Genomic DNA, 19,131 nt, shown 5'->3' with positions numbered 1-19,131 from the left:
GATTACCTATTTCAAATAGTGAAAACTACAAATTAGTTGAAAAATTAAACGTTTATGCAGTTGGTTGGACTGCACTATTACCACCAATTGCCGTTATGCATATAATTGAAAAATAGTTCATTTCTAAATTTATAAAGAGGCTACACTGAATATTATATAAATATAAGACACTTCACTACACTAAAAATATATCCAAAAGTATTCTCCTCCTCATATGGTTAAAAGGACAACAGATAGGCTCTTATGCTATTACACATAAGAGCCTATCTGACTAGTATTATTAACAACTATTTTTATAAAAGTCTTTCATACTAAATAAAAGATATCTCTACAATTATTCTGGGAAAATGAAGCTAGAGTTCCCTTCACTATTAGCTGAATCCTCTTTTGGGAATGTAATAGTAGATCCTTCATTTCCCTTATTTCCATTATTTATTTCTTGTTCCTCAGGAAACACAATGGAAGAATCATTACTTAAATTTGGTGAAAAACCAAGTTTAGATAAGATGGCTTTTAAGTCAGGTAACACACCAATTTTATCGGTAGTTGGATCATTAGATTTCGTTCCAGTACTAGAATCACTTAAAATATCCCTTAGCTGGCTTGGTGTATATACTTTCCCCTGATTATTTTTTGCAATCCCTTGAATTGATGCAGCAGCACCCGCAATAATAGGTGATGCACTAGACGTTCCGCTAAAGCTAGATGTATATAGATTCGTCATAAATTCACTTGGTTTTGCATCTGTTGTGTCTACTGCATTTCCCCACCCATAAACATCTACTCTACTACCGTAATTAGAGAAATATGAACGTTTATGAGGGACCCTTGCAGAAGCTGCCCCAACCATAATTGCCCCTGAATCTTTAAAATCAGGACTATTACGATTTAAAACTTGTTTACCATTACGGTCTCTAAATTGATCCAAATCATTTCCGCCGTTTGCACCTGCTTCAATAATAATAATTCCCTTATTTGCCCCTATACGAATTGCATCAAATATATCTGGTTTTACTTCTACAGGAAGATAGTTCTTATCTCCATATCCATCATATGTTGCTTGGGCTTCTAATAAAAGGATATCTCCAGCTTGCATATTGTTAACTGCACTTAATATAGCATCTGCTGTATTATATCTACCATTATCTCTAATCTGGGATACAACTTTTACCTTAGCTTTTGGTGCAATCCCAATTCCGCCTATGTTATTATCTTCTGCCGAAACAATCCCTAAGACTGAAGTACCGTGATCATGGTGTTCACTCTTATTCTGTCCTGATATCAATTCGATTTTCTGATTCACTAAATCTTCATGAGTAAATAACCAGCCATACTCCATATCTACAAAAGTTGTTCCTTTTCCATCTCCACCTTTTATACCCCAGGCATAAGGTGCATTGATTCCTAATGGTGCTGGTTCAAGGTAACCTTGCCTTGTAAGTCTAGGCTCATCATATGGATTAACAGATAAATTCGGTAAACGCTCTTCTGGTGGTGCTTCTTCTTCTTGTAGATATGCCGTTTCAACAAGAGATGATTTTTCAAATTTTACAAGTAATGCTTGTACATCAACATCAACTTGAGTTTCTACAATATAATAGTTTAGCAAATTAGAAGAAATATGATCAGAGTCTTTTATTTCTTCACCTAAATTTTTAATTTCTGTAGGGTTTAAAGAACTAAAAAGTCGATTTATAGTTATATTTGGGTATTCGGCTAAAATTTTAATTAATTCAGGGTCTTGTTTTTTTTCTTTAATGAATTTTTCTATCCCATCCTGATATGGTAAATTTGCTTCATTTTTAAATTTCAAAATTAATTGTTTAGTAACTTGCTTATGTACAGTAGAATTCAATTGCTTATTTGAATAATTGTAAGTAGCAGCGTAGGCAACTTCTGATTTTTCGCTTGGAAGTATACCACCTACCCCATTAAATGCTGTTAACGCAATTGAAGAAACTAGAATTCCCTTAAAAATTTTCAAAATGTGCACCTCTTTTAATTTATATATGATTATAAAAAAATGTATATTACCTAACTTCTTTTCTTATACAAACGTCTTACATGTAGGCTTATATTTTCAACTCCATTCATTTTTTAATAATTGCTTATACATCACTAATACAACTAATTCATGTCATCAAATCTATTAATTCAGTCGCTTATCTGTAACCATTATAGTTACAGCTATAGTAAATAGTCAACCTTATTTTTTATGCAATTTCGCATTTTTAAAAATACATACTTCTTTTAATTTGCTCCTAATTATCTTAAGAGAAGTTGAGCTTCTATCATTTTAAGTAATTGCATATATATAATAAAAAGCATATAAGGGGGATGGAAACGTGGTAATTTCAAGACAAGATTCCTGGACTAACGATAACGATTTACTTCTCGCAACAATCGTGCTTCAAAATATTCGTAACGGCGGAACACAATTAGCTGCATTTAAAGAAGCTGCTAAACCATTGGCCAGAACTCCTGCTGCTTGCGGATTTCGTTGGAACTCTTACTTGCGAAAACAATACGAAGAAGAAATACAACAAGCAAAACAAAATCGAAAAGTGGAAAATAACATTTCTCCCTTCCAACAAAAAAAAGAAACAAACTCTTTATCTATTACATTAGATGACATTATTTCATTTCTACAAAATTATAAAGAAATGGATGAATTGACAACTTTACAAAATCAAATTGAATATTTAGAAGCAGAGAATCACTCTCTTTCGCAACGTTTAGCTATGTATGAAGAAGAGTATAGTATGTTACTTAATCATATCGATAAGACAAGAAATTTAATTGTAGCCAATTAAATTTAGAAATAAATTAACTATTATGCTTTCTAAACCGTAGTATTAGTTAAGAATAAGATTTGATTTATAGGTAAGTCTAAAGAGCATTTTTTGAAAATAAGATCGATAAAAACCCCTATTAACTTAAAAATTAATAGGGGTTTTTATCAAGTATTTTTATTAATGATCAGACTTTGTTATAAATTATCACCACGTATTTTAAAGCAACAATTACTTTACCTTGTGATAATCTTCCACTCTTATTAAGAGTTAGTAAATCAAATAAATCCCCCATTTTAAATTCACTTAACCCGTATAATAGGTATATACATTATTTTATTTTTGTTTTTTCATCTCTTCCATTTCTTGTTGCCATGTAGCACCCACACCTCCTGATGGCGTATTCCAACGGTCCTCTTGTCGTTTAATGCGTTCCATGTCTGCATCACTCGGCTTAAATTCTTCTACTTCCTTACGTTGTTGTTCAACTTCGTTATTATTAGGTTTATGTTTGGTAGTAACTTCTTCGGGCTTATCATTGGCTTCAACATTCTTGCCTTCGTCCATTTGAGACTTGTGATCATTTGACTTACTCTCATTGGATTGCACGCTTACGTTTTTCTCTTCAGCCCAACGATTATTTTTGACATCCCATCCGACGGGAATAACTGAATACATTTCCTTATCTTGGCCAACATAATCCGCACCAAATAACTTACCGTCCTTAAATTGAACTTGTATCACTGCTTCTGGCGCCTCATAAATATATTCAATTAATTCAGTATCAAACTTCTTCGTTTTAAATGCACTTGTCGCATTACGGTGTAATGCCTTAGCTACTTCTTCATATGGCATACCATGTTCAAGTGCTTCAAAGTAATCGACAGGCATTGTAGAACTACTTTCATCTACTGGAAGCTGATACTGCACAATATCAACTTTATCCTCATTTTTTTCCGTATCAATCGCTCTGTTTTCGTTATCCCTTGGCACATTATCATCCAACTTTTCCGCGTCCTTTAATTCATCACGCTTTGTTTCATCTACCTTCTTATCGGCTTGCGCGTCCTTCTTCACTTCCTGCTCACTCTTAGGAGTTTCTTTCTTGGTAGAGGCGTTCTCCTGACCACACCCCACTAATAAACTTGACAACAATAATCCTAATACTAGATATCTTTTCATGTCCATTCTCCCTGTTTGCGCTATATTTATACAATAACATTAGCGTATTTACCTTATATTACCTTATTCCCTTCGTAATATTATAACAATATATTAAAATATACAACAATTTAATTCTCTATTATGCTATCTATTACGAGATATCTAACGCGTTTAATTCTGTCAATCATGCTACGGCTTTCTAACACTTCTTTTGCACACTTTCTTCTTCTAAAATAGCGTAATAATATTCATCCCACCATTCATTCCCATGTGGTATACATTTCCTAAAATAGCCTTCTCTTCTCATTCCAATCTTCTCCATCACTCGATACGATGGGATATTTTGTGGCTGACATGTAGCGATAATCCTATGTAATTTCATTTCCTTAAAGCCATATTTCAATATAGCTTGTGCTGCTTCAGAAGCATATCCTTTATTAAAGTATTTTGGATTGAACACCCAACCAATCTCATAAGTATGCTCACCAAAATATTTATGAAATACTATATGACCAATCAGGATATCTTCATCTATTAATACCACAGGAAAGTTCTTAGCATTTTTACCAATGTTTTCATTCACAAAGTTCCTTGTATCTTCTTCAGTAAAAACCCCTTCAGGTATGTATTTCATAACATTGATATCTGATGTATACTCATGGACAGCTTGCCAATCTTCGAACTCAAATTTCCGTATTAATAATCTTTCTGCTTTTACAAACATATACTTTTCCCCCCTCAAAAAATTGTAATTATATTTTAAATTCACATATAACCCTTAAAACAAAAAGAACCTGTAGGAATCTCTACAAGTTCTTTTTAGTTTAAGATGAATATACGGGGCAAACAAACTATCTTACAGATTCATCATAGAAACTACAGGGGTAATGCTTTGACAAATACATTATATAACAAATATTAACATCCATAGATTTTAATTTTGAAAATTATGTGAATTAAGAACAATAGTAACTTTTTTCTTAACTATTATTAATTTCATTTACTACTAACTTCTTTTTACTTAAATAAACTGCTCGATCTGATATTTTTGCAACTTCTTGTGAATGCGTAACAACAATTACACATTTATTCTCTTGATGGGCGAGCTCCTGAAACAGCTCAATAATCTCTTTCGCTGTTTCTCCATCAAGGTTTCCTGTTGGTTCATCAGCGATTAGTAAATCGACATTACAAGATAGCGCTCGAGCAATTGCTACACGTTGTTGTTGCCCGCCACTTAATTGCAAGACATTTCGTTTCGCTTCTACTTCTGTGAGTCCTACCTTCTCTAATAATTCTAATGCTCTTGCTTTTTTATTTTGTACCTTCACACCTGTAATTTCCATTGCTGTTAATACATTCTGAAGAGCAGTCATATAGGTAATCAAATTATAAGATTGGAAAATTACAGATACATGTTGATTACGGTATCGATCCAAGCCAATTTTTCTAATATCCTTGCCGTTATACAGTACATAACCATTTTTAGGTAAATCCAGCCCACAACCTAAGCTAAGAGTTGTAGTTTTACCAGATCCAGATGGCCCTAAAATCGTGTAGAAATGCCCTTTTTGAAAAGAAAAATTCACATTATCTAGTATCGTTACTTTTTTTCCGTTATTTTCATAATAATAATCTAAGTTTTTAAATTGTAAAATTGTCTCCATATCGAGCCTCCTTATTCATCTTTTAAAAGAATTTGTTTTGGATTTAAGCGTAGGATAGATAATGCCGGAAGAAGCGTTGCTAATATAGCAATAGTCAATCCAATTCCCCCCATTTTCCCTAAATCCTCTCCTGTTACACTTACATCAATTTTATCAATTGGATCTTCATTTTGGTTTTGTGGAGTACCACCAGCCCCAACCATCATTACACTACCATTTTGTGAATTGTCTTTTTCTTCGCTTGCTGTAGCAATTTCACTCGAAAGTAAGTTATCCCCTACGAATTGAGAAACTTTAGCTCCTGTTGTTAGGGATAATCCAAATGCTAAAATAGCAATACATGCTACTTCTACTACGAACTGCGCCATCAGTTTCCATTTTTTCTCTCCAATAGATAATAAAATCCCCATTTCCTTACGACGTGCTTTAATCGATAACATAATGATTAATCCTAAAATAATCGCACCTGCAATAGATACCATATAGATAATCATTTGAGACGTAGAAGCGATATTTTCGATAGGACCAATCATTTGCTTGTACAATGAATCATGTGCATCTAACTTAAAATAATTAAAATCAATATCAGATTTTCTTGCTTCTTTTTTAAATGCATCAATATACTGTGGATCGTTCAATAAGTACACGACCTGAATGCTACTCATACCTTCATCTGTTTCTAATTTCTTTAAAGTAGAGTGAGGCATATATAGTTTATTAGCTGGATTCATCATAGGAGGGGGGTTTTGACCCATTGGTTGCTCATTCGTTTCATAAATACCAATAATTTCAACTTCAAGAGTTTCCTTCTTATCCCCTGATTGAATTTTAACCTTATCTCCCACTTTCAAATTATTTTGTTCCGCTAATCGTTTTTCCATTAAAATTACATTCTGATCTTGCATCTTTTCTGTAATTGGTTTCCCATCAATGATTTTACTTTTCCCATTTTTAAAACTTTCTTGTAATAAAGTCTTGCGAACTCCTTCTATCATAAGAGAAGAATTCATATCTATTTCTGAACCTGAACCTGATCCTCCAACCATTGCAACGCTACCTTTTCCTTTTCCTTTTCCTTCATCTTCTCCTTCTGAAGCTCCTACTAATTTAAATCCATCTGCAATTCCGAAATTATGGGTTATATAATTATAGTCTTTAACATATTTGGACTTCGCTAATTGATCTGTTTCTTTTGTATTGAGCTGCGGCGGATTAGGCGCTTCTCCAGTTTCCCTTGCTTGTTTTCCTAATTTATCAAAATCAAGACTTAAAGTAACATCAGCACCCAGTTTTTTTCTTGCTGAATCAGCAGCTTTTTTTGATGCATTCTGGATTGCAAATCCTGCCAGCACTAAGTTTGTAACAATCAGAAAGACCGCCATCAAAATTAATGATGTTCCTATTCTTTTTTTCATACTGAGAATTGCGCGTTTTATAAAATTCATTTTTCCTAACCTCCTTGATAGTTGTTATTCTAAATACACTATCTGGAGTTTATATGAAGATATTCAGTAGATTATCTAAAGATATTAGGGCTTATCTGGAGTGCATATGTAGTGATTCGTTAATATAGTCAAGAAAAACTGGAACACAAATTAAAATACGTAATCGATTTTGAAAATTGGTAGAGAGCCAGTTCATTAATGTGGAGTGAGGACGAATGGAATGATCGTACATATAAAACTAGTAAAATAGAAAAAGCCACCAAAAGGTGGCTTTTAAGTGGTACGTGTTTGTTCCATTAATTTCACGGTTTTTATTAGTTTTTCACCATTTCGATAAACTGTTACTTTAATTGTATCCCCCAATTTTTTCTTTTCATATAAATATTTACGGAATTGAACGACATTTTCTATTTTTTGTCCATCTAATGCAATCACAACATCATATTGTTGCAATCCACCTTTTTCTGCTGGTGATTGGTTTGAGATATTCCTTAATACTGCACCATTTGATATCTCTTTTGGTAATTTTAATTGATGGCGTGCAGAATCTGTCATTTTCTCCACATCTAATAACTGTACACCCATCATCGGACGCTTAACTGTTCCATCTTTCTCAAGAGACTCCAGGATTGTTTTGGCTATATGAATCGGAATTGCAAATCCAATTCCTTCAACAGCTTGTTGTGCAATTTTACTCGAATTAATTCCAATGACTTCACCCTGTTCATTAAACAAAGCTCCTCCACTATTCCCAGGATTAATAGCGGCATCTGTTTGAATTACCTGTGCTTGCCAATCCACTTGTTGATTTCCGAGGGTACTAACAGGTATTTCTCGTTCCTTGCTACTAATAATCCCCTTTGTTACACTACCTTCTAGCCCCAATGGATTCCCAATGGCTATTACCGTTTCCCCTGTACGAATTTTTTCTGAGTCTCCAAGTGTTGCGACTCTTTTTACATCTGCCCCGTCAATTTCTAATACCGCTAAATCTAATAATGGATCTGTCCCTACTACTTTAGCGGGAACCTTTTTACCATTATTCAATTTCACTTCTACTTTATTCGCACCGTCTATCACATGATTATTTGTAACAATGAAAGCCTTATTGCCGTTTTTTTTATATATGACCCCTGATCCCGAACCAGCTTCTTCTGATTGATCTTGCGTATTAAATGAATCTGCATTTTGTTTATAGTTAATGACACCTACGACAACTTCTTTTGCAGATTCAATCATATTTTGAGGATTGCTCAACTCTTCTGGTTTGTAAGAGATCGGCGTAGCCTGATTTACTTCGTTATGCTTAGGAGATTGACCTGCACTTCCTTTGATTTCATTTATATAAGGGGTGGTCAATCCAATGGTAATTGCACCAATCACTGCACCAATTATTCCTGTGAAAAAATACCCTGTTTTTTTATAGGCTTTATTCCTATTGCTTTCTGTTTGATTTGTATCATAGTGTCCCATTGTGAACATCCCTTTCTCCTTTAATTTACAATTGAATATTTTTATCTTGATATTTGAAATACGATGTATGAATGTAATATTTAAGAATCACCATTTCAAAAAAAGAAAATTTTACCTTTGGGCATGGTTTAAACATAAATCAACTGTTTTTTCGTAGGGGTAACATTATATTTGAAATTTCCTATGAATATATGTATGACGATATTCAAACCCACTTCGAGCTTGTCTCTAAAAAAAGAGCCTATTCGGCTCTCAACAAATAGGGTATTCAATGTACAAAGTAGCATGCGTGTTTATACAGGTGTTTTGCAAAAAGTGGAAACAAGGGACAATAAACATCCATTAGCCTATTTATTCTTTTGTTATAAACTTAGATCCAAGCATTCTCGTGAGAATGGATGGTAATAGGTTTGTGTGTAAATAAGAAGGAAGGGCTAAAATTTGATAGATTGTGTCAATCGTCAACATCATGTATCATTCCTCTCTATTTGGTACATGTATCATACAAACTTAATCTGTATTCTATATGGAGTTAATCTAGAGTTATAGTAAAGATTTTTAGTACCTAATAATTGAATACAAAAATAGAGAGAATCAATTTGATTCTCCCTATTTTTGTTCACTAGACTTATATAGCTTTCTTTTATTTACACTTGTGTATTTGTTTAAGCACGGTGCTGGTTTCAATTTTTGTTTTTTCTCTTTTATGCGTATATTATTCGAATGAGGGACCATCCACAGTTGTACATCTAATAAAGAAAGAATGATGTTTGCTTCCAGTGACATCTTAATTACCTCCCTCTGTCTTGTTATGTATATAACCTATCTCATGCATCTGGATTTGGTTTGAAATACATGTAGTTTTCTTGTGAAGTTTTTATGGTGTTTCTAATACGTCTCCATATCAACTCCAGATTGGAAGGTTATAATGACTACAAGAGGTGATATTATGAAGAACTATCACATTCTGGTGGTAGAAGATGATCAAGAAATACAAGAATTAATCAAACAATTTTTAATGACACAACAGTATAAAGTTATAGTTGCATCAGATGGACTAGAGGGCATGAAACAATTTAATAAGCAATCCTTTGATTTAATTCTTCTAGATGTGATGATGCCAAACCTAAATGGATTTGAAGTTGCCAAAATGATTCGAAGTCAGTCAAATATACCAATTATTATGCTAACTGCGCTAGAAGAAGAACAAGATCAAATGAAAGGATTTGATCTTGGAATCGATGATTATATTACGAAACCTTTTTCTTTTCATGTTTTGATGAGACGAGTCGAAGCAGTACTGAGAAGAAGTAATAATCAAAGTACGGATAATCATTTTGTATTTAGAGAACTACATGTCGATGGCGATGCATATAAAGTATATGTAAATAGGGTTGACGTTCCCTTAACGACAAAGGAATTTGAAATTTTGCAACTACTACTTCAAAATGAAAAAAAGGTACTCACAAGAGAAAATATCGTAGAAAAAATTTGGGGATATGAGTATGCTGGAGACACACGAATGATTGATACGCATATGAAAAACATACGAAAAAAATTAGATATACCCTATATTAAAACAGTAAAGGGCATTGGTTATAAAATCGATGAATAGGATTGTAAAAATCATGAAGATGAAGAGAATTACCTATAAACTCTTTATGACTACATCTCTCATTTTGTTAGCCTTTGCAGCCTTAATTTATGTAACTTTATACTTCTTTCTTCCTAAATTTTATGAGAAATACAAAACAGATCAGCTTCAAACGGGAATCGAAGAAATAATTGATAAATCTAAAGATCTTACGCTTCAAAATGCAACATCACTTGTTGATGAATACGCACAAAAAAATAATGCAATGATATATCTTCAAGATAATGAGGGAAGGCTTATTTATTATCCTTTTCTTAAAAGTACTGTTCAGGGGGGTACTGTTCAGGGGGGTACTGTTCAGGGGGGTACTCCAGCAAAAGGTTTTGTTACAACAGTACCAATAAAGGGTTTGGCTCAATCTCGTAATTCATATGAGGCTACCAAGCCAATACAATTCCAAGATGTTAACTTAACGCTTGTGGTGTTCGCAACATTTCAACCAATCGATGAAGCTTCACAGGTCTTGGTACGTTTTCTACCCTATATTAGTATCATTGTACTGGTTATTGGTTTAGGAAGTGCTTATCTCTATTCAAGGTTTATTACTAAACCACTTATTTATATTAATAAAGGTGCACAAAAGATGGCAAACTTGGATTTCTCTGAAAAAATTGAGGTTCGTTCTATGGATGAATTAGGGGAATTGTCCAATAGCTTGAATGATATGTCCATCAATTTACAACAGGCAATTTTTGATTTACAAAAAGCGAATCAGCAATTAAAAAGTGATATTGAAAAAGAAAGAGAAATAGAAACAAAGCGAAGGGAATTCTTTGCTATTGTAGCACATGAATTAAAAACCCCTCTTACTGTTATGAAAGGATACTTAGAAGGGATGATATATAATATTGGCCCTTATCAAAATCGTGACCAATATTTAAAGAAAAATTTCCAAATAATTGAAAGTATAGAACAACTGGTTCGCGAAATTTTAAGCATGTCAAGATTAGAACAACATACCTTTAAACTTCAAGTGGAAGAAGTAAATCTTTCGAAATCAATAGATACAATCACAAAAAAACTCGAATTTTTTGCTTCTCAAAAAGGCATTCAAATAATAAAAGAAGTCGATTCTGACATTTTTGTTTATACGGATTATGTTCTTTTAGAAAAAGCTTGTAAAAACATCATTCATAATGCGATTATGTATTCACCGTATAACGAAAAAGTCTATATAAAGTTAACAAAGGATTCTAAACAAAACAACATCCAAATAAGAGTTATCAATACAGGTGTCAAAATAAAAGAAGAAGAAATACAACATATTTTTAAACCATTTTATCGAATCGAAAAGTCAAGAAATCGAAATACGGGAGGGAGTGGTTTAGGGTTATATATTGTAAAACAAATTTTAGAATCCCTTTTTATCACGTATTCTATGAGTAATACAAAACAAGGCGTACAATTTTTGATTACCATTCCATTATCCATAAAGTAAATAACAAAAGAGTCTCAATCTTATTTCACCTTATTGAAATAAGATTGAAATTTTTTATATAAGATACCGTCACATCAATAAAAAGACGTTATTTTTTCCAATGATTTCTCAGAAAGAATAACGTCTTTTTTTATTTTAGGGGATATTTTGTATTGTTAGCCTGATAGCTATATTTCGTGACCCCTATTATAGGAATCCTGCATCAGAACATAACAAAAATATAAACAAAAAATAATTATTTAAAATATAAGTTACATTCTAATATTTTATTGTTGATGACTGACAGTATCATTTTACAGCTTATTTAGAAGGGGCATGTACATTTCGAAGAAGTTCTTCAATAAGTTTTGTTTTTTCATTTACCTTTGTGGCATATGTGAAATCACCATAACAATATGGATACCTAAAATTATTTTTATTTCCACCACAAGTGTATAACGCTGGATTTTGATCAACTTTCATCTTAGAAAACTTTTTAGCCGAATCTTCCGAGTGTTGTTTAACTTCTTGACTGGCAATAAAATCAATATACCCTGGTCCCATATTATAGCTTTGAATAATTGTCTCCATGCTAACATCTTTTTCTTTTCCATATTTGTACATTTTAGCAAAGTGTTTTACCCCTTGTTCAATGCTCAAGCTTGTCTCTTGAATTTCATTTGGCTTTAACCCCATTGATTCAGAAGACTGCATTGGGTCGTTTCCCTCACCTCTACTCTCTTGGTACATAATTCCTAATAAAACTGCTGTTTTCTCTCCTAAATTATATTTTTCTAATTCTTTTTTCAAGGTGAGCTCATATTGCAAAACACGTTTTTCGGTTGCGAGCGCTTTATTTTGTTGCATATTGGTTTTATGATTAAGATATAGTATTCCAAGCATTGTTCCTAAACCTAAAATACTAATAAAGAATAATATAATAATTCGTATTTTACTCGCATTCTTCATATATTCCTCCTCGTATAAGAAATTCTATTTTTCAAAGATAATTGGTTATTCACAAAATATGTAATGAACATCTATCTCTCGCCCCTTTTTAGACTCAAACATCAATACTTTAAGGTTAAAGTTTAATATAAAAATTTAAAGATAAGGTAAAGATAAGATAAAGATAAGATAAAGGGCATTTTTTATGCGTACATTAGTAAGGTATTGGTACACACGGATATGTGGGAGAACTTGTTGATATGAATGGGTTTAGTGATAATTGAGATATTATCGTACAAATTATTAATTTTGGAGGTATCATTCCAGAAGAAGATTTATCCTATCTTTTTAATATACTTTATATAGAAAACTAAAAGATAAAATATAATAAAAAACGGCTAACCCTCCACGTAAGAGAATCGGCCGTCACAAATAACTAATTATTTCATACTTATATTTTCTTTTGCTTTCGTTAGAAGCCCGTATGTCTTCACTTCTTCCCAAGCTGCTACATCCTTTTTATCTGAGTGATATACAAGTAAGAATGCTTCTTTATGAAGGTTCTTTTGCGCAGTAAATTCTAACTCCTTTTCTTTACCTTCCTTATCAAAACTCATTAATGTATATTCATACTCCTTTCCCATAACCTCACCATCCATAGATTTTGAAACTCCCTCTTTTCCACCAATTGTAATTAAAACATAATATTTACCTTTATCCATACGATTGATATCACCCCCAACTAAAACACTTGCAAATACAACTTCCTTATTTTTTTACGTACCTGTGTATTTTTATCTTTTTACTCACTTTTATTTTTCTTTCTTAACTAACTTATTTAATATAAGCTCATATAAATTACTTAACGAATTAATATTATTTGCGACATAAAAAAGAGAGGCATCTGCCCCCCTCTTAGAATTGAAATTCAGCTTGCTGTTCTTTTGTAATCGTCTCATACCCCTCAGGATTAACTGTGTCGCTAAAGATTAACTTAGCTGATGTAATCTCCTCAGGCTTACCCTTAATGAATAGACCTACGCTACCTTCTTTCTTCACTTTCCCATAGAATTTGCTATCATTATCCTCTTTCTCCCAAATAAAGTCATTCCCTATTGCATTTAACTGCTCACCATTATTAAGTACAACCTTATCTAGACCAGAGAAATCTACGTTTTGATCACTAGTATTTTCTACACTGTACTGAATTTGTATGTAATGTAAATCCTCAGGTAACTTACTTCCACCTGTATATTGAAGTAAGAAGGATTCCGTTGACTTATTTACTTTATTCATTTTAATAATCTTCATATCTTTTACAGTGTATTTAATAGGAGCAATATCTACTGTCTGATTGACTTCCTTAATTTTCATTAATTCAGCCTCATTACCATCTGCCTTAGCTTTCTGCCCTACTTTTGATAAATTTAAAGTACTTTTCTCATCTTTTTCAGACTTGTTAGAAACATCCTTTTGCTCAGCAGAAGTCGCTTTTTCTTTCTTCTCTGTAGATGCATCCTCACTTCCACAACCTGCAAGAATACCTCCCGTAATCATGATACTCCCTAATAATACTGAAACTTGTTTTTTCATTCTGTCCCCTCCATTATGTTGTAAATACTTAATTTTTCCACGGAAAACTTTACCACAAGAAACTTTATCACGTAATATTATGTTATGTAAATAGAAATCTTAAATAAAAAATAATCCCCTCCCCGTAGTTAAACAGTTTTTTATTTTGGATGTGTCTACCTATTAGGGAGCATATCAATATTAATCAAACTTTATCTAAATCTATAACTACATCCGTGACCAAGGTTTTTATACTATCCTAATGTAATTCTTCAATCTCCATCTGCTTTTACACCAAAGCTATACATCTCTATTTTTTTAAAACGTGGGAATATGAAACTTCATAGGCAACAATTTTATATCATAAAAAAACTGTATTGTCCTAGAAAAGAAAAAAGCTCTGCATTACGCAGGCTTTTTTTATGATTTCATCATTAATTTATTCATAAAATTATTTATAGAATTTGCCTGAAATATACGGAAATAAGGAGATTGAACGTCATAATGTTTGTCAGTAATGATAAGGATTGAAGGAAAGAATTTAGAAGTTTTCGGTTGCCAAGATTCATTATGCCATTCTTGGCTATGGAAATATAACTCATATCTATTTATCTTATCTTGCATTATCTTTTTACTATACACTGACTTTTGAACTTCAATAAAGAATGGCGATCTACGCCATATTGTAAAAGCATCCGGTTCCATATATTCTTTCCCATACTTTGGTTCAACTTCGAATAGTTTAGGATTTTCATAATGAACGAGTTGTTTGTATACGTCCACAATACCTAGGAAATGAGGAATTTTTTGACTCATTTTTTTGATAGAGCTGGGTTGTGGAAAATAAATGTATGGGTGCTGCAATACGTTAGCATCAACATGCCCATCTCTTCTTAATCGTTTCATAACTGTATTACAACAAGTTATTGCATTCTTTAATCCTTGAAAATGTAAATAAATAATATCGTCACGAGACATACACCTAAATCGTTTCAAGTCATTCAAAATCCCTATATCTCTACTCTTCATCATCTAACACCCCGAATAAAGGCGTTTCTTTTTGCAGAGGTTTTTTAGATTTTTTCTCCTCTTTAGGCATTCGATATGGCTCAATAATTTGTTTCGCTTTACATAGTGACAAGTAAGGTGCTTGCACTTTCTTTAATCCATTTCGTTTAAAAATCATTTGGCCAGATTGCTCTAAATACTCTGAACCAGGAGTACCCATGATATTACTATTAATCACACTATCACATTTAAAGCCAATTCTTACAGTCATATTAAGTTTTAACTTACCATCTAACACCTTGGCATCTGGTCGCTGCATACTAAGCATAAGAAAGACTCCAAGCGACCGCCCGACTGCTGAAATCTTTTCAATTGTAGCCATACACTCTTTTTCATCTTTAAGCATAGCCACCTCATCGATAGCAAGTAGAATATATGGTTTTTGATAATTAGGATTTATTTTGTTGTACGCATCAATATGATCCACTTCATATTCTTCCATAAGCTTTCTTCTTTCTCTGATTTCCTTCCATAATTTTTGAAGCATTATTTTCATTTCGATTTCTTCCATACAAACTTCTTTTACATGCTTCACTCTACGCAAAAAATGAAATTCAGAGTTTTTTAAGTCACCAAGATACAAATGAAATTTTTCAGGAGACATATATTGAATAAGTGTGGATAATATAACACGTACCATACTACTTTTCCCGCTTCCCGTTTCCCCTGCAATTAATAAGTGCGGTGAATTGGAGTCAATCATATCGTACGCAATCATCTTTCCGAATTGGTCCCTACCGACAACAACAGGTAAACGGTACTCTTTTAATAGTGACTTCCATTCTTTATAACAATAAGTATACGGCTTTAGCCCAGCATTCGAATCAAATACATGTAGGACAAACTTTTTCACATCCCCTTCAATCGTAATATTCTGTCCTAATATTTGCTGGAAACAAAACCACTTCTTTTCAATCTTCTGTGGATCTAATCCGTTTGGTATGGTAAATACATATCTCACACTTTCTGCTGAGGAAGAAACAGTATGTACCTTTGGATAAATAGGTACTTTCCCTCCGCGTGTTTGATGTTCCGTATATAGACCTGCTTTTCCAAATACCTCTATAAGTTGATTCCTTAACCTTTGTGTAAGAAGCCACTTCTTAATCAGTTTCATATACTCCCCCCTAAAACATGATTACGATGCGAATAAATACATATCCAATCAAACAAACTCCACCAATTCGCATGCCGTGATAAATACCTTCACTTACAAATTTAGCTGCGGATATATAGTCATGTCGTACCAAATATTTTTCTAACATGACCGCCCCGATTAAAACCGTTCCCATTACTCCTAATGCAATGTAAGTATTGAGTACCTGATCCGACATATGAAGAAATGCGAAAGGACTTAATGAATTGTATTTACGTATTTTCTTTTCTTGCTCTTCATATGACCGATCCATAAACTCACGAAAAGAAACTGTTTCCTTCCTACCACGCATTTAAATGCCCCCTCTATAAACAGAATGAACAAACTAGATAAAATATAGGTTTTATACGCTTATTACCTTGATAGCATTATCTTGACTGTTAGCGTGGTAGATACTTTGCTAGTTCAAAGGCTAGTTGATTTGGTATCTACTTTGGTAATAAGTTTGCTAGATACCATGGTGGCTACCTTGATACATCATATTGCGTGGGGCTTGTACATTATTAACACTTTTGTTTAAAAAAATCATGCTTTGGAAAAGATGTGATTAATAGAGGATTTAAGAATAGGAGTGTTCACAATGTTTGGCTTGGGGAAACCATTATCAAAGTTTGGTAAATTTTTAAGGAAAAATAATATTACTCAAACCGAATTAAAGGAATGGAGTGGAGTTAATCAAAATACAATTAGTCGTATTTCTCGTTCAAACACATACAAGCCTTCATTAGGGAATGGCCAAAAACTAATTAGGTCCTTAAAAAGAAAAGGTTACAGCGTAGACTTTGAGGATTTCTGGATGTAATAATCAGCTCGTTAAACCGAGCTGATTATTTTTTGAGGATTTCATTATTATTTTTGATTTTTTAAATACCGGTTTCTCTATTAACAGAATGAACATATTTTTTCTAAAGGTATTACAAACTGAATCATAACTGGCCAATAAAAACCAAAAGAACATGATTTGAGGGGTTTTTGCTATACAAATAAAAGTACTAAAATTCCAAAGAACGTGTATAAAAAGTGGTAAACAAAAGATATATTGTCAAGAACAACAATATTAATACACAAGAAAAATACACGATAGAAATGCGCTTCCTATTCACCTTCCAATTACGTATACTGGAAATCATAAAACTTACTATCACCATGCAACAAATCCCCACCAAAAACACCAATACATATTCGTGAATAATAACACCACAAATTAAAAATATAACCGCTAATATTGCTAATAGTGAATGTATTACACGCAAAAATAACCTCTCCTTATCTCATTGGAAATCCATTAATATATTATTATTTTATTTAGCAAACAAATGGTTTCCGATTTGTGCAACGGTTTGACGTGTTGTAATCCATTTATCAGTCGAGGTTTTTGGATTATAGAAATAAAGCCAATCAGAATTTGTTCCTTTTGAAGTGAGAGCCTCTTCTACTGCCATTCTTGCTTCCTGTGTAGCAGGCTGATTAATTCTACCGTCTGTAACAGGAGTAAATGCATAACCATTTTTAATGGGTTCATAAATTACGTCTTTAATTGTATTTGGAAAGCCATTAGCGTTAACCCGATTTAACACTACCATTGCAACTGCAACCTTTCCTTCATGCGGTTCTCCCCCTGCTTCTGCATTCACTAATCGAGCCATTAAATCCACTTCTTGTAATGGAATACCCGTATCAATCTTTAAGTGCTGACCGACAAAAATTTGATTTCCGTCTACGTTATTATTTTGTTTAATAATCTGTATTGAAACCTTATATTGTTGTGATATAGAACTTAATGTATCCCCGCTTTTCACTTGGTAAATTGCTTGATATGTATTACTTGAAACTGCTGAATTATTTTTTTGAACATTTTCGTTTGCAGTTGAAGATCCTGGAATTGTTAAGCGTTCTCCAATATTAATTTGATCATTTGCTTTACTATTAGCTTGTTTAAGTGATTGTACGGACACCTCATATTGTTTACTTATTGCTTCTAGGGTATCATTCTTTTGAACCGTATAAACCGTTGAAGCCGCAGCGCCTACTGGATTTGATACTATTGTAATCATTGCAGCAGATAATGGTAACAAGGTTTTCACCTTACATAACTTCATTCAAAAAGCCTCCTAAAAATTATTAAGTACCCTTAATATGTCTATGTTAAAAACAAATCAAGCTATATATAGCGTAACAAAACATAAAATATAAGTCATTGAATTTGTATTTCTATATAATAATTGAATTGCTGATGATATTGAAAATGAATTATTATAGTTAGGTTTCAAAAGAATCGGATAATTCAATTCTCAAACAAAATTTTTGGAAAGTATAGGCTTACTTTAATTGTTTAAAGAGAAACTAAAAACCTACCTTGAGGCTATAAGGATTTAAAGTCAACTCGAATAGTGTTCTTTTATTTGATTTTCCATAAAGCATTTTTAAAATTCCGTACCTTTGGAAATACCTATATAAAAAAATAATTAATTATTAGGAGTGCCATAAATGCCTGATGTGATCCGTCTCTGTATTGGTATAGTCATTGCCTTATTTTTATTTTCCTCCATAGTAATGGAGTTTAAAAAACCTCAAAAAGATATGTTTTGGTTTTCGATTGAAGTCTTATCTCTCCTCGGAGTTTTACTGCTAATAAAAGAGTTTTTAATTAATCATATAACATAACCTCTTGAATGAAATTCAATATTCCGTCAATACTGTATATAAGCTGTATGCCACAACTCATTTGAAGTAGTTTTCTCTGTATCTCCTTATAAGGAGCAGTTAGCTTTTGCT

19 protein-coding genes and 1 pseudogene are annotated in these 19,131 nt (G+C 32.7%); 6 read left to right on the top strand and 14 right to left on the bottom strand.

What is annotated here, in order from left to right; all coding sequences use genetic code 11:
- Positions 1-2: 2 nt before the first annotated feature.
- Positions 3-116: pseudogene (locus tag JDS92_RS30910) on the top strand (DUF3221 domain-containing protein); the annotation flags it as partial.
- Between the two features lie 218 nt (positions 117-334).
- Here the strand turns inward: JDS92_RS30910 and JDS92_RS17760 are convergent.
- Positions 335-1,984, bottom strand: coding sequence for a S8 family peptidase (locus tag JDS92_RS17760; protein ID WP_199632223.1), 1,650 nt, complete (start codon positions 1,982-1,984; stop codon positions 335-337).
- Positions 1,985-2,345: 361 nt separating this feature from the next.
- On the opposite strand from JDS92_RS17760, the gene JDS92_RS17755 reads away from it, so the two are divergent.
- Entirely contained in the window at positions 2,346-2,813 is a 468-nt protein-coding gene (locus tag JDS92_RS17755; protein ID WP_000237088.1) for an RsfA family transcriptional regulator, read from the top strand.
- Between the two features lie 315 nt (positions 2,814-3,128).
- Here the strand turns inward: JDS92_RS17755 and JDS92_RS17750 are convergent, their stop codons facing one another.
- From JDS92_RS17750 to JDS92_RS17725, 6 genes are all read right to left on the bottom strand, one after another.
- Positions 3,129-3,974: a hypothetical protein gene (locus JDS92_RS17750; protein WP_199632222.1), complete on the bottom strand. Its 846-nt coding sequence runs from the start codon at positions 3,972-3,974 to the stop codon at positions 3,129-3,131.
- 181 nt (positions 3,975-4,155) lie between these two features.
- Entirely contained in the window at positions 4,156-4,680 is a 525-nt protein-coding gene (locus tag JDS92_RS17745; RefSeq protein ID WP_199632221.1) for a GNAT family N-acetyltransferase, read from the bottom strand.
- Positions 4,681-4,936: 256 nt separating this feature from the next.
- Entirely contained in the window at positions 4,937-5,623 is a 687-nt protein-coding gene (locus tag JDS92_RS17740) for an ABC transporter ATP-binding protein (RefSeq protein ID WP_199632220.1), read from the bottom strand.
- An 11-nt stretch (positions 5,624-5,634) separates the two neighbouring features.
- On the bottom strand, positions 5,635-7,068 hold the full coding sequence (locus tag JDS92_RS17735; protein ID WP_199632219.1) for an ABC transporter permease: 1,434 nt from the start codon (positions 7,066-7,068) through the stop codon (positions 5,635-5,637).
- Between the two features lie 273 nt (positions 7,069-7,341).
- Entirely contained in the window at positions 7,342-8,550 is a 1,209-nt protein-coding gene (locus JDS92_RS17730; protein ID WP_199632218.1) for a S1C family serine protease, read from the bottom strand.
- Between the two features lie 600 nt (positions 8,551-9,150).
- The gene (locus JDS92_RS17725) at positions 9,151-9,327 is read right to left on the bottom strand and encodes a hypothetical protein (protein WP_000050962.1); all 177 of its coding nucleotides are present in this window, start codon (positions 9,325-9,327) and stop codon (positions 9,151-9,153) included.
- A gap of 163 nt (positions 9,328-9,490) precedes the next feature.
- On the opposite strand from JDS92_RS17725, the gene JDS92_RS17720 reads away from it, so the two are divergent.
- Entirely contained in the window at positions 9,491-10,156 is a 666-nt protein-coding gene (locus JDS92_RS17720; protein ID WP_000800737.1) for a response regulator transcription factor, read from the top strand.
- A gap of 13 nt (positions 10,157-10,169) precedes the next feature.
- Positions 10,170-11,633, top strand: a complete 1,464-nt coding sequence (locus JDS92_RS17715) for a sensor histidine kinase (RefSeq protein WP_199632217.1) — start codon at positions 10,170-10,172, stop codon at positions 11,631-11,633.
- Between the two features lie 300 nt (positions 11,634-11,933).
- Here JDS92_RS17715 and JDS92_RS17710 read toward each other — a convergent pair whose 3' ends face one another.
- From JDS92_RS17710 to JDS92_RS17685, 6 genes are all read right to left on the bottom strand, one after another.
- The gene (locus JDS92_RS17710; RefSeq protein ID WP_199632216.1) at positions 11,934-12,581 is read right to left on the bottom strand and encodes a lysozyme family protein; all 648 of its coding nucleotides are present in this window, start codon (positions 12,579-12,581) and stop codon (positions 11,934-11,936) included.
- A 419-nt stretch (positions 12,582-13,000) separates the two neighbouring features.
- Positions 13,001-13,282: a YxeA family protein gene (locus JDS92_RS17705; RefSeq protein ID WP_000357485.1), complete on the bottom strand. Its 282-nt coding sequence runs from the start codon at positions 13,280-13,282 to the stop codon at positions 13,001-13,003.
- Positions 13,283-13,475: 193 nt separating this feature from the next.
- Positions 13,476-14,153 (bottom strand): hypothetical protein, encoded by a 678-nt coding sequence (locus JDS92_RS17700; RefSeq protein WP_199632215.1) that lies wholly within the window; start codon positions 14,151-14,153, stop codon positions 13,476-13,478.
- 399 nt (positions 14,154-14,552) lie between these two features.
- The gene (locus tag JDS92_RS17695; RefSeq protein WP_199632237.1) at positions 14,553-15,128 is read right to left on the bottom strand and encodes a replication-relaxation family protein; all 576 of its coding nucleotides are present in this window, start codon (positions 15,126-15,128) and stop codon (positions 14,553-14,555) included.
- Positions 15,129-15,150: 22 nt separating this feature from the next.
- On the bottom strand, positions 15,151-16,317 hold the full coding sequence (locus JDS92_RS17690) for an FtsK/SpoIIIE domain-containing protein (protein WP_199632214.1): 1,167 nt from the start codon (positions 16,315-16,317) through the stop codon (positions 15,151-15,153).
- 10 nt (positions 16,318-16,327) lie between these two features.
- Positions 16,328-16,648, bottom strand: a complete 321-nt coding sequence (locus JDS92_RS17685) for a hypothetical protein (RefSeq protein WP_199632213.1) — start codon at positions 16,646-16,648, stop codon at positions 16,328-16,330.
- Between the two features lie 288 nt (positions 16,649-16,936).
- Between JDS92_RS17685 and JDS92_RS17680 the strand changes: the two genes are divergently transcribed.
- Positions 16,937-17,158, top strand: coding sequence for a helix-turn-helix domain-containing protein (locus tag JDS92_RS17680; RefSeq protein ID WP_000467340.1), 222 nt, complete (start codon positions 16,937-16,939; stop codon positions 17,156-17,158).
- 499 nt (positions 17,159-17,657) lie between these two features.
- On the opposite strand, the gene JDS92_RS17675 is transcribed toward JDS92_RS17680, so the two are convergent.
- Positions 17,658-18,455: a cell wall hydrolase gene (locus tag JDS92_RS17675; protein WP_000762322.1), complete on the bottom strand. Its 798-nt coding sequence runs from the start codon at positions 18,453-18,455 to the stop codon at positions 17,658-17,660.
- 388 nt (positions 18,456-18,843) lie between these two features.
- Between JDS92_RS17675 and JDS92_RS17670 the strand changes: the two genes are divergently transcribed.
- A complete protein-coding gene (locus JDS92_RS17670) occupies positions 18,844-19,020 on the top strand; it encodes a hypothetical protein (RefSeq protein WP_001113524.1) in 177 nt (58 codons plus the stop codon).
- Positions 19,021-19,131 lie beyond the last annotated feature (111 nt).

The organism is Bacillus cereus group sp. N12, assembly GCF_016483575.1.
GTDB classification, from domain to species: Bacteria; Bacillota; Bacilli; order Bacillales; family Bacillaceae_G; genus Bacillus_A; species Bacillus_A toyonensis.
Note: the sequence above shows the minus strand (reverse complement) of the source record. Positions and strands in the feature narration are given on the sequence as shown.

Excerpts from the sequence above, each read along its gene's own strand:
- JDS92_RS17745 (WP_199632221.1), bottom strand. The coding sequence starts at position 4,680 with ATGTTTGTAAAAGCAGAAAGATTATTAATACGGAAATTTGAGTTCGAA.
- JDS92_RS17720 (WP_000800737.1), top strand. The coding sequence starts at position 9,491 with ATGAAGAACTATCACATTCTGGTGGTAGAAGATGATCAAGAAATACAA.
- JDS92_RS17750 (WP_199632222.1), bottom strand. The coding sequence starts at position 3,974 with ATGAAAAGATATCTAGTATTAGGATTATTGTTGTCAAGTTTATTAGTG.
- JDS92_RS17715 (WP_199632217.1), top strand. The coding sequence starts at position 10,170 with ATGAAGATGAAGAGAATTACCTATAAACTCTTTATGACTACATCTCTC.
- JDS92_RS17730 (WP_199632218.1), bottom strand. The coding sequence starts at position 8,550 with ATGTTCACAATGGGACACTATGATACAAATCAAACAGAAAGCAATAGG.
- JDS92_RS17740 (WP_199632220.1), bottom strand. The coding sequence starts at position 5,623 with ATGGAGACAATTTTACAATTTAAAAACTTAGATTATTATTATGAAAAT.
- JDS92_RS17735 (WP_199632219.1), bottom strand. The coding sequence starts at position 7,068 with ATGAATTTTATAAAACGCGCAATTCTCAGTATGAAAAAAAGAATAGGA.
- JDS92_RS17710 (WP_199632216.1), bottom strand. The coding sequence starts at position 12,581 with ATGAAGAATGCGAGTAAAATACGAATTATTATATTATTCTTTATTAGT.
- JDS92_RS17680 (WP_000467340.1), top strand. The coding sequence starts at position 16,937 with ATGTTTGGCTTGGGGAAACCATTATCAAAGTTTGGTAAATTTTTAAGG.
- JDS92_RS17685 (WP_199632213.1), bottom strand. The coding sequence starts at position 16,648 with ATGCGTGGTAGGAAGGAAACAGTTTCTTTTCGTGAGTTTATGGATCGG.
- JDS92_RS17705 (WP_000357485.1), bottom strand. The coding sequence starts at position 13,282 with ATGGATAAAGGTAAATATTATGTTTTAATTACAATTGGTGGAAAAGAG.
- JDS92_RS17690 (WP_199632214.1), bottom strand. The coding sequence starts at position 16,317 with ATGAAACTGATTAAGAAGTGGCTTCTTACACAAAGGTTAAGGAATCAA.
- JDS92_RS17725 (WP_000050962.1), bottom strand. The coding sequence starts at position 9,327 with ATGTCACTGGAAGCAAACATCATTCTTTCTTTATTAGATGTACAACTG.
- JDS92_RS17670 (WP_001113524.1), top strand. The coding sequence starts at position 18,844 with ATGCCTGATGTGATCCGTCTCTGTATTGGTATAGTCATTGCCTTATTT.
- JDS92_RS17700 (WP_199632215.1), bottom strand. The coding sequence starts at position 14,153 with ATGAAAAAACAAGTTTCAGTATTATTAGGGAGTATCATGATTACGGGA.
- JDS92_RS17675 (WP_000762322.1), bottom strand. The coding sequence starts at position 18,455 with ATGAAGTTATGTAAGGTGAAAACCTTGTTACCATTATCTGCTGCAATG.